Origin of the sequence: uncultured Corynebacterium sp., assembly GCF_902782855.1 — a bacterium.
Classification (GTDB): domain Bacteria; phylum Actinomycetota; class Actinomycetes; order Mycobacteriales; family Mycobacteriaceae; genus Corynebacterium.
Genome location: NZ_CACZOO010000020.1, coordinates 1 through 9,267, shown reverse-complemented (window position 1 = coordinate 9,267; position 9,267 = coordinate 1). Strand labels below are relative to the sequence as shown.

Annotated in this window: 9 protein-coding genes; 1 reads left to right on the top strand and 8 read right to left on the bottom strand. The window is 68.4% G+C overall.

Going from position 1 to position 9,267, the window contains the following annotated elements:
- Positions 1 to 156: 156 nt before the first annotated feature.
- From QZV72_RS00985 to QZV72_RS00950, 8 genes are all read right to left on the bottom strand, one after another.
- The gene (locus QZV72_RS00985; RefSeq protein WP_297004125.1) at positions 157 to 630 is read right to left on the bottom strand and encodes a dimethylamine monooxygenase subunit DmmA family protein; all 474 of its coding nucleotides are present in this window, start codon (positions 628 to 630) and stop codon (positions 157 to 159) included.
- Between the two features lie 13 nt (positions 631 to 643).
- Positions 644 to 1,030, bottom strand: coding sequence for an ethanolamine utilization protein (locus QZV72_RS00980; RefSeq protein ID WP_297004123.1), 387 nt, complete (start codon positions 1,028 to 1,030; stop codon positions 644 to 646).
- Between the two features lie 134 nt (positions 1,031 to 1,164).
- The gene (locus QZV72_RS00975; RefSeq protein WP_297004121.1) at positions 1,165 to 2,379 is read right to left on the bottom strand and encodes an ammonium transporter; all 1,215 of its coding nucleotides are present in this window, start codon (positions 2,377 to 2,379) and stop codon (positions 1,165 to 1,167) included.
- A 119-nt stretch (positions 2,380 to 2,498) separates the two neighbouring features.
- Positions 2,499 to 3,533 (bottom strand): DUF3445 domain-containing protein, encoded by a 1,035-nt coding sequence (locus tag QZV72_RS00970; protein WP_297004120.1) that lies wholly within the window; start codon positions 3,531 to 3,533, stop codon positions 2,499 to 2,501.
- Positions 3,530 to 4,507, bottom strand: coding sequence for a PDR/VanB family oxidoreductase (locus QZV72_RS00965; protein WP_297004118.1), 978 nt, complete (start codon positions 4,505 to 4,507; stop codon positions 3,530 to 3,532). Before QZV72_RS00965 ends, QZV72_RS00970 begins: the two co-directional genes overlap by 4 nt.
- On the bottom strand, positions 4,504 to 5,112 hold the full coding sequence (locus QZV72_RS00960) for a dimethylamine monooxygenase subunit DmmA family protein (protein WP_297004116.1): 609 nt from the start codon (positions 5,110 to 5,112) through the stop codon (positions 4,504 to 4,506). The genes QZV72_RS00965 and QZV72_RS00960 overlap by 4 nt, the downstream gene beginning before the upstream one ends.
- Positions 5,113 to 5,205: 93 nt before the next feature.
- The gene (locus QZV72_RS00955) at positions 5,206 to 6,342 is read right to left on the bottom strand and encodes a tyramine oxidase subunit B (RefSeq protein WP_297004114.1); all 1,137 of its coding nucleotides are present in this window, start codon (positions 6,340 to 6,342) and stop codon (positions 5,206 to 5,208) included.
- A gap of 101 nt (positions 6,343 to 6,443) precedes the next feature.
- Positions 6,444 to 7,733 carry an allantoate amidohydrolase gene (locus tag QZV72_RS00950; protein ID WP_297004112.1) on the bottom strand — a complete coding sequence of 430 codons (1,290 nt, stop codon included), beginning with the start codon at positions 7,731 to 7,733 and terminating at the stop codon, positions 6,444 to 6,446.
- Positions 7,734 to 7,854: 121 nt separating this feature from the next.
- Between QZV72_RS00950 and QZV72_RS00945 the strand changes: the two genes are divergently transcribed.
- Entirely contained in the window at positions 7,855 to 9,075 is a 1,221-nt protein-coding gene (locus QZV72_RS00945; RefSeq protein WP_297004110.1) for an FAD-binding oxidoreductase, read from the top strand.
- The last annotated feature ends 192 nt before the right edge of the window (positions 9,076 to 9,267 follow it).

Below are 9,267 nucleotides of genomic sequence, written 5' to 3'. Positions count from 1 at the left end.
TGTGACTGCCCGCGTCGAAGGGCGGGAGTTTCCCGCCGGTGGTGAGGACCACGTGGCGGATGTCGTCGGTGAGCGGCTCCACGGCAGCGACGGTCATCTCCAGGGTCTCGGGGCGGATCGCGCGGGGGACGCGCGGGGAGCTCAGGACGGTGGTCATTACTCCTCCTCAGGCTGGTAGGCGAGGTAGCTGGCGGTGCGTCGGGAGAAGTGGTGGTAGACGACGACGGAGCGTCCGCACCCGGCGCAGTCCACCACGTCCCCGACGGCGACGGGGAGGGTGGAGACCGTGCGGCAGTGGCAGCAGTTCACCCGCCGCAGGTCAGGGTCGGCGAACGGGCTGCCCGGGGTGGTGCAGGTGAGCAGGATCTCGTCGTCGCCGAAGCCGTGGTCCCGGAGCAGGGCGGCGGCCAGGAGAAGCCCCTCCTCCGGGCCGGTGAGGTGCACCCTGTCCCCGACGACAGCCGTCGCGCACAGGGCGCGGAGTTCCGCTTCGGTGGCAGCGAAGTTCCCGGCGGAGATCTCCACCCTGTGGTCCCGGTAAAGGGCGCCCGCGGGACGCTCCGGTGTGGTGGGTACCGTATCCGTGGCGGTGAACCTCGGGACGGTCGTCGTCGACATCTGGACAGGCACGGTGGTTCCCCCTCTACTCCGGAAGGTCCTCGCAGCGGGCGTAGAACGCCAGCGCGGACGGATCCTCGGTGGAGAACAGGATCCGCGATCCCTTCGGGAAGAAGATGGCGTCCGTCGGGCCGGCGAACTCGACCTGGCCGGTGTCCGCGTTCTCGAGGCGGAAGGTGCCCTGCAGGACGACCTTCATCTCGTTGTAGGTGTAGAGGTAGTCCAGCGGGGCGTCGGTGTGGTTCAGCCTGAAGTAGCCGGACCACAGCGAGGAGTCGGAGGGGTCACGGTAGACGTCGTCGATGAAACCCTCGGTGCCCGGGTACTCCTCGACAGGCATCTGGGGCAGGTTCTCCTGGAAGCCCTTGGTGACGAGGAACGGGTCAACGGTGGTGGCGGTGGGATCAGACACAGAATCTCTCCTTAGTGGATTTGGTTGAACACTAAGAAACCTATGGCCCCACTTTTACCCCGTGGTCTCCGGCTGGTTTCAGGTCCGTAAACGATGCCTCTTGCAATGCAACTTACGGGGACAGGTCTGCCGGACTACTCGATGACGCGGTCATAGGCCTGCTCGGAGTGGACGGCGGCGTCCACACCCCTGATCTCCACGTTCTCCTCGAAGCGGATCGGCCGGACCGCGTTCATCGCCTTCGCGATGACGTAGGTGACGATGAAGGAGAAGCCGATCGTCACGACGATCGCCACGATCTCCCGCCACAACAGTCCCCAGTCGCCGCCGAAGACGATGCCGGTGCGTCCCGCCGGAGTCCCGGAGTCCGCGAAGAAGACGACGAAGAGTGCACCCACCGCGCCGGCGACACCGTGGACGGCGAACACGTCCGCCGCGTCGTCGATACCGATCCGGTCCTTGAGCTTGATCATCCCGAACGCGCCCGCGGCGCCGAGAGCGCCGGCGACGATCGCGCAGACCGGGTTGACGGCGTCCGCCACCGGGGTGATCGCCACCATGCCCGCCAGGCCACCGGTGGCCAGACCCATCAGGGTGTACGCGCCGTCGATGAGACGCTGCATGATGATGAACCCGAGCATGCCGCCGGCGAAGGCGAGGATCGTGGTGAGGACGACGTACTCGGCGAGGAAGTCCGCGGCGCCCGCGGTGCCGCCGTTGAAACCGAGCCAGCCCATGGCGATCATGCCCACACCGATGAGCATCAGCGGGAGGTTGTGCGGCTTCTCCTCGGTCTTCGCCCGGCGCCCGAGGGCGAAGGCGAGCGCCAGGCCCGCCGCGCCGGCGTTCATGTGGACCGCGGTACCGCCGGCGTAGTCGTGCAGGCCGAGACTGTCACGCATCCAGCCCTCCGGGGAGAAGACCCAGTGGCCGAGGGGCGCGTACACCAGCAGCACCCAGAACACGGTGAAGATCATCCAGGCGTCGAATTTCATGCGGCCCGCCGCACCGGAGGCGACCAGGGCCACCGAAATAGCGGCGAAGAGAATGTAGAAGGCGCCGAACAATGTCGACCCCTCACCGTCGTCCGTGACGAGATCCGAGTAGAACGAGAAACTCAACGGATCACCGATCAGCCCGAGACCGCCGACGGAATCACCGACGACGAGTCCGTGACCGACAATGACGTAGACGACGGTGGTGACGGCCAGTGACGACATGACCATCATCATCATGTTGATCACACTGCGCCCGGACAGCATGCCGCCGTACAGCATGGCCAGGCCGGGGAACATCAGCAGGACCAGGGCCACGGCGGCCAGGATCCAGGCAATGTCTGCGGGTTCCATACGTAACTCTCCTGAAGTCGGTCGTTCCGGCACCCGACCGGAACGCTGATCTCGAAGTTACGGTGAATCTGTGTCACCACCGTCTACCGACGGTTACCCTCCGGTAAAAGAACAGCGATTCAATTGTTTCCGACAGGCGAGATTCCGGCCGTCGCCCGCAGCCACGCCATCGCCTCCCCCCGCCATTCCACGAAACCCTTGTAGGTCGCGATATCCTCCGGCAGTTCCTCGACGATGTCGGCGAGCTGGGACGCCCATTCCGGGACCGTGGCGATCTCCGCGAGAGACAGCATGCAGGTGCGGATACTGAACAGGTGAGCACCGGTGACCGGCAGCCGGACGAAGTGCTCCAGCTCGATGCGCAGCTGCACCCGCCCCCAGTCCTTGTCCGCGACGATCCGGGCTGGTTCCCAGCCCCAGCGGTCGTAGGTCTCGAGGCTGGCGTCCATCCGCTTCGACCCGATCCCCGAGAAAGTCCAGTTGACGCGGCGGAACGTCCGCTCACCTGTCATCATCATCATGAACTTCTCCGCCCGGGAGGTGATCCCCTCCCCGGTGAAGCGTGGGATCGGCCCGTGGATCTCGGCGAAACTCATGCCCACGTCGAACTTCACCGACCAGTCGTTGGCGAAGGTCACCAGGCCGGCGTCGAGGAATATCCGCCCCTCCCGTTCGGTGGCGAGCAACAGGTCCTCCGGGACCTGGCGCCCGATGAACAGCAGCGGATTCTCACCGAGGGTGGTCTCGTCACCGACAGTGAAGGTCCGGTCGATGTCCAGCAGGTCGTTGCGCCACCGGTACTCCCCCGCACCGGTGCCGTCACCGACGCGGTCGAGGTGCATGACCTCCGGGTGGTCGGCGTCCAGCTGCGCCATCAGCCACAGCATGACGTCCCAGCAGGCGGGCCGCATGTGGTCGGCGACGGCGAGCCGGCCCGGATCAGTGCGCAACACGTTCTCCTTCGCGGCGATCAGCGCGGGGTAGTCCCCGTCGATCGCGACGATGTGGCGTCCCCATTCTCCTGCGGCGGTGGGCTGCGGTCTCCGGGCCTCACCGACGTTCACCGAGTAGCGGAAGGTGCGCTCCCCGTCACCGAAGGGCCACGGGAAGCCGGCGAGACGGGAGGTCAGGTGGTCGTTCAGTTGAGCGGTCATGGCAGCGAAACCTCCAGGATTCCGTTCCCGGTTCCCCGGGAGACACAGGTGAGGATGCAGTCGCCGGCCTCACGCTCGGCGTCATCGAGGACGTGGTCGCGGTGGTCGAGGTCCTCGGAGCGGATGCCGGAGACCTCCAGCCTGCACTGGCCGCACACACCCTGACGGCACAGGTACGGCGCCGGGCGCCCCTCGGCGAGCAGGGCGTCGAGCAGACTGACCCCGGGTTCGACCCGGCGCGTCCCGCCGTCCGTGTCGCCGGCGACACGGTACTCGAAGGCGTTGCCGGGCGGCAGATCGGAGACACCGAAGTGTTCCTGGTGGAGCCGTTCGGCCGGCCAGCCCTGACTCGCGGCGACGCTGCGGTAGAGCCCGATCATCCCGTCGGGCCCGCAGGCGTAGGCCCGGGTCCCCAGCGGCTGGTGCTGGAGGCGCTCGGTGAGCACCGCAGTGAGTTCGTCGCGGTGGCAGACCTCGGTGAACCGTCCCCCGGCCGCGGCGGCCAGTGCGCGGAGTTCGGCGGCGAAAGCGCCCTCCGGGGCGGAGTGGCTGTAGACGACCTCCAGCTCCCAGCCGTGGAAGACCGCGGCGCGGGCGTAGGCGACGACCGGGGTGACGCCGATCCCGCCGGCGACGAGGAACACCCGACTCCCGCTGAGGTCGGGGGCGAAGGCGTTCTCCGGGCCGCGGACCTCTACCGTGCTGCCGACGGTGAGGTTCTCGTGGATCCAGCGGGATCCGCCCCCCTGGTCGAGGACGCCGACGGAGTACTCCACCGGCGCGATACCGAGACCGGTCAGGGAGTAGGAGTTCCACTTTCCGCCGGCGTTGACCCGGAGGTTCGCCCCCGGGGAATACCCGGGGAGGACGCCCCCGTCGGCGGCGGCGAGGTGGAGGACGCGGACCCGTTCGGTGGGACGTTCCACGGCGGTGACGGTGAGGGAGCTGACGCGGGGGGCGGTCATGGCGGTCATGTCAGGTCCCCCGCTGTCGCGTCGGAGCCGAGGTAGCGGGCCCGGGAACTGTTGACGTGCGGGTGGACGGCGAGCAACCGCCGGCAGCCCGCGCAGGTGAGGGTGTCCCCCGGGGTCGCGGCCGGGGAGAGCGTCTCGGCCTCGCAGTGGGCGCAGAAGACGATGAGCGGGACCGGGGCGCCGGAGATTCCCGGCGCGGTGGCGGCGGCCCGGATCTCGGAGCGGAGCATCCCGCAGCCCAGTGCGGTGGCGGTGACCGTGAGGACCTGCCATTCCGTGCCGGTGACCAGCAGGCGGAGGCCCACGGTCGCGGTGTCGAGCATGCGCCGCACCTGGGCCAGACCGGTGAGGCCGCGGTCGGCGTCGGTGCGCAGGAGCGTCGGGGAGGTCACCCTGGGCGCGCGGACGCGCACCTGGAGTGGCTCTATGCCCCGGGCCCGCAGTTCGCGGAGCCAGTGGTCCCCGGTGCCCGCGTCCCCGTCACAGCGGACGAGCATCTGTTCACTGGAGGTGTCGTCGACGGGGGGTGGTGCGTCCGCCCAGCGGGGCAGGCTGGTCGCCGGCGGGGCGGGCGGTCTGTCTGTGGTGTGTGTCGCTGTGGTCATGAGTTCATTGTCATGACCTGCCGTTTCATAACATGAGCCGCCCGGTTAAAGGACGGTGACGTCCCCGGGCGGCTCAGGAAACACTGCGGCAATCTAGGCGAGCTCAGGCTTCTCCCACAGGTTCAGCACCTGGCCGATGTTCTTCTCCTCCGCGGTGGCGTAGAGGTCGGTGGCCCAGGCGACGTCCTCGACCGGCATGCCGCCGACGGAGTAGAGGGTGATCTTCGTCGGGTCCCAGCCCGGCGCCGTGCCCTCGGCGACGTCGGCGACGACCTCGATCCTGGACTTCTCGAGCTTGCCCTCGCGGACCAGGTCGTACCACTTGGTGCCGGGGATGCCGAGGAGGACGAAGGCCTGGTCACCGTACTCCTCCTCCCACGCCTCGTAGAGGCCGTAGGCGTCGAGGACCAGTCGGGCGTTCCCGGCGAGGAACTCGTCGTCGAAGCGTGCGGCGGCCGGCGCGGCGACGAGGCAGCCCGGCTTCAGCCACTCCTCCTTGAAATAGGGGAAGGCGGACGGACCGGCGGCGTCGGTGGTGGTGGACGCCATGACGATGTCGGCGTCCTTCACCGCCTCCTCGATGGAGTCGCAGCCGACGACCGTCACGGACGGGTACTTCTCCGCGATGTAGGCGGCGAAGCTGTCGATGCCGCGCTGGGAACGGCCCTTGACCTTGATGGTCCCGATACCGGGACGCAGCGCCATGATCGCGTCGGTGTTCGTCCTGGCCATGACGCCCGGGCCGACGACGGCGAGGACCTTGGAGTCCGGGTTGGACAGGTACTTCACGCCGACACCCGGGACCGCGCCGGTGCGCACGGCGGAGAGGAGGTTGGCGCTCATGATGGCCTTCGGCGCGCCGGTGACGGTGTCGTTGAGGACGAAGACGTGGATGGAGCGGGGCAGGCCGTCCTTCTTGTTCTCCGCGTTGGAGCCGTACCACTTCACGCCGGTGTTGTTGAAGCGGCCGCCGAGGTAGGCGGGCATCGCCATGAAGCGGCGGTCCGGGCCGTCGGCGGGCATGCCCTCGAACTCCGGCTTCTCCGGGAAGGAGATCATGGCGCCGTGGGAGTTGTGGTTGAGGCCGGCCATCATGTAGTCACCCTTGTTGAGCAGGATGAGCGTCTCCTCCATGACGTCGACACAACGGGCGATGTCGGTCACACCGGCCTCGATCATGTCCGGCTCGCTGAGGTAACGGAAGTTGATGGCGGTGCCGTCGATGGCCATGGTGGATTCTCCTTGTTGATTCCCTGTGGTGTCTAGCGTTGAACACTAGGAAACTTACGGAGAGACCTTTTCCGTCCTGTCAACGAGCTGTTTCGTCCCCGTTAATCATCACCGGCGAGCACCGCAAGGGACCGCACGAGCGCGCGCAGGCCGGCGAGCACGTCAGCGTCCGAGGCATCCTCCAGCGGTGAGTGCGAGATCCCGTGCGGCGAGCGGACGAAGAGCATCGAGGTCGGCATGACCGGGGCGAGGATGCCCGAATCGTGCCCGGCCTGCGTCGGCACCTCGGGCAGGTACTCCCCCGCCTCAGCGGCAAGTTTTCCGTGCAGCTCACGCAGCCCCTCATCGAAGTCGACAACCGGGGCGTGGGAGATCTTCTCCGCCGTCACCGTCACGCCGTGCTCCCGCCCGGCCGCGCGCGCGGCGACCACGATGCGGTCGACCATCTCCATGAGGACCCCGTCAGTCGCGGCGCGGGCATCGAGCAGTGCCACCACCGTCGCCGGGACGACATTCGGTCCGCCGGGTTCGACATGGAACCGACCGAAGGTCGCGCGGGCGTCCAGTTCCTGCGCCACCGTGCGGGCCGCGAGGACAGTGGACGCGAAGGGCAGGGCGGCGTCCTTCCGGTCGACCAGACGTGCGGTGCCGGCGTGGTCGGCCAGCCCGGAGAAGGTGAAGGACCAACGGCCGTGCGGCCAGATCGCCGAGGCCACCCCGACCGGTGCATCCAGAACGGCGAGCTGCCTGCCCTGCTCGATGTGCACCTCGATCTGGGTTCCCGAGCGGGCGATCTCGGCGTCGTCCCGGCCGATGAGGTCCGGGTCCGCCCCGGCAGCACGCATCGCCTCGGCGAGACTCGCCCCGGACGCGTCGGTGAGCGCACGGGCCGTGTCCGGGTCCAGCGCACCCGACATGAGCTTGGAGCCGAGGCAGGCCACGCCGAAGCGCGTCCCCTCCTCGTCCATGTAGTCGACGACGCCGACCGGCCGGGCACAGGTGAACTCCCCGCGCGCCTCGGCGGCGGCGAGAGCGTCGACCGCCAGGAAGCCGAGGAGGACGCCGAGCGGCCCGTCCCACTTCCCGCCGTCGGCGACCGAGTCGAGGTGTGATCCGGTGACCACTCCGGCGTCCCCGTCGGCTGGGCGACCACCCCACCAGGCGCGGATGTTCCCGTTGACGTCCGTGTGCACCGCCATCCCCCGGACGGACGCCTGGTCGGTGAACCAGCGGCGCAGCGCGGCGTCCTCCTCGGTCCAGGAGTAGCGGCGGGTGCCGGTGGGGGTCACGCCGATCTTGTCGAGGTCGGCCCACATGCCACGGAAGGTGGTGAGGGCGGCGTCGGCGTCGAGAGCGGCGGCGAGTGCCGCTGCAGCGGGGAGGTCGGTCATCATTCATTCTTCCTGTCGTTACACTCCGGAAACACGGAACATGTTTCATCTCAGTAGTCACCGATTCACGCCACGAATCTTCGTCCAGCATACGCGCCACCCACAGTCAGGACAACAGCACATGAGCAGCCACGACAGCACGTACGGCAGCACCTACGACTACGTCATCATCGGCGGCGGACTCGAAGGTCTCGCCATCGCCTGGGGTTTGACCTCCCGCGGCGAGCGCAGCGTCCTCGTCATCGAACGCGACCAGCTCTGCGGCGGCATGACCGGCAAATCCTCCGGCGTCGTCCGCGCCCACTACGGCACCCCGTCGGTCGCCAAGATGGGATGGAAGGGCACGCAGTTCCTCCACAACGCCCCCGAGATCCTCGGCGACGACTGCGGCTTCCGTAACTGCGGCTACATGGTCGCCGTCGGCGAGGAGAACGTCGACAACCTCGAGGCCACCATCACAATGCAGCACTCCCTCGGCATCGACGTCGAGTTCATCGGCGGTGACAAGGCCCGCGAGCTCTGGCCGGGTCTCAACGTCGACGACTTCGCCAAGATCGCCTACGAACCCCTCGGCGGACGCGGCGACGCCCCCATGCTCGGCATGGCCTTCTCCGTCGTCGCCCGGCAGCAGGGCGCGAAGATCCGCACCGGCACCACGGTCACCGGCTTCACCCGGGAGTCCGACGCCGACGGGGCACGCGTCACCGGCGTCACCCTGGCCGACGGCTCCGCCGTCGGCGCCGGCCAGGTCATCCTCGCCACCGGCGCCTGGGCCGCCGGGCTCGGCGACACGATCGGCCTGGACATTCCGGTGCGTGCCCAGCGTGCCCAGCTCATGCTCGTCGACCCCGGCGAGCCGATCGGCCGGGTCCCGGTGCTCTCCGACCTCGTCAGCCTCCAGTACCTCGCCGGTGAACCCAACGGTGACATCCTCTGCGGCAACTCCGACCACCAGAAGGTCCACTGGGCCGACCCGGACAACTACCCCAACAAGGCCGACGACGACTTCATCGAATGGACCATCGGCAAACTCCTGCACCGCCTGCCGGACATGCCGAACCCCGGCCTGACGAGCACCTACGCCGGCTGCTACGACACGACCCCCGACTACAACCCGATCATGGGACCCTCCGGCATCGACGGGCTCTTCCTCGCCGTCGGTTTCTCCGGCCACGGATTCAAGATCGCACCCGCGGTCGCCGACTTCGTCGCCGACCTGCTGCTCGACGGGGACTCCTCCGACCCCGACATCCCGGCGTCCGACTTCCGGCTGTCCCGCTTCGCCGAGGGCGATCTCACCCGCAGCCTCCACCCGTACATCGGCGCCGGTGAGATGCGCTGACGTTTCCCGGGGTTACAGCTACGATCGTTGCCATGACACCCCAGCCCGCCGACGCCGCCCCCGACCACGAGCTCACCGACCCGCAGAGCCGGGCTGAGGAGCACTCGATCGAGATCGGTCTCGGCCACCGGGTCCGCACCCTGCGCACCTCCCGCGGCATGTCCGTGGCTGCCCTGTCCGAACGCGCGGGGC

Bases quoted from the DNA above. Each gene is read 5' to 3' on its own strand.
- QZV72_RS00975 (WP_297004121.1), bottom strand. From the start codon at position 2,379: ATGGAACCCGCAGACATTGCCTGGATCCTGGCCGCCGTGGCCCTGGTC.
- QZV72_RS00970 (WP_297004120.1), bottom strand. From the start codon at position 3,533: ATGACCGCTCAACTGAACGACCACCTGACCTCCCGTCTCGCCGGCTTC.
- QZV72_RS00965 (WP_297004118.1), bottom strand. From the start codon at position 4,507: ATGACCGCCATGACCGCCCCCCGCGTCAGCTCCCTCACCGTCACCGCC.
- QZV72_RS00960 (WP_297004116.1), bottom strand. From the start codon at position 5,112: ATGACCACAGCGACACACACCACAGACAGACCGCCCGCCCCGCCGGCG.
- QZV72_RS00955 (WP_297004114.1), bottom strand. From the start codon at position 6,342: ATGGCCATCGACGGCACCGCCATCAACTTCCGTTACCTCAGCGAGCCG.
- QZV72_RS00950 (WP_297004112.1), bottom strand. From the start codon at position 7,733: ATGACCGACCTCCCCGCTGCAGCGGCACTCGCCGCCGCTCTCGACGCC.
- QZV72_RS00945 (WP_297004110.1), top strand. From the start codon at position 7,855: ATGAGCAGCCACGACAGCACGTACGGCAGCACCTACGACTACGTCATC.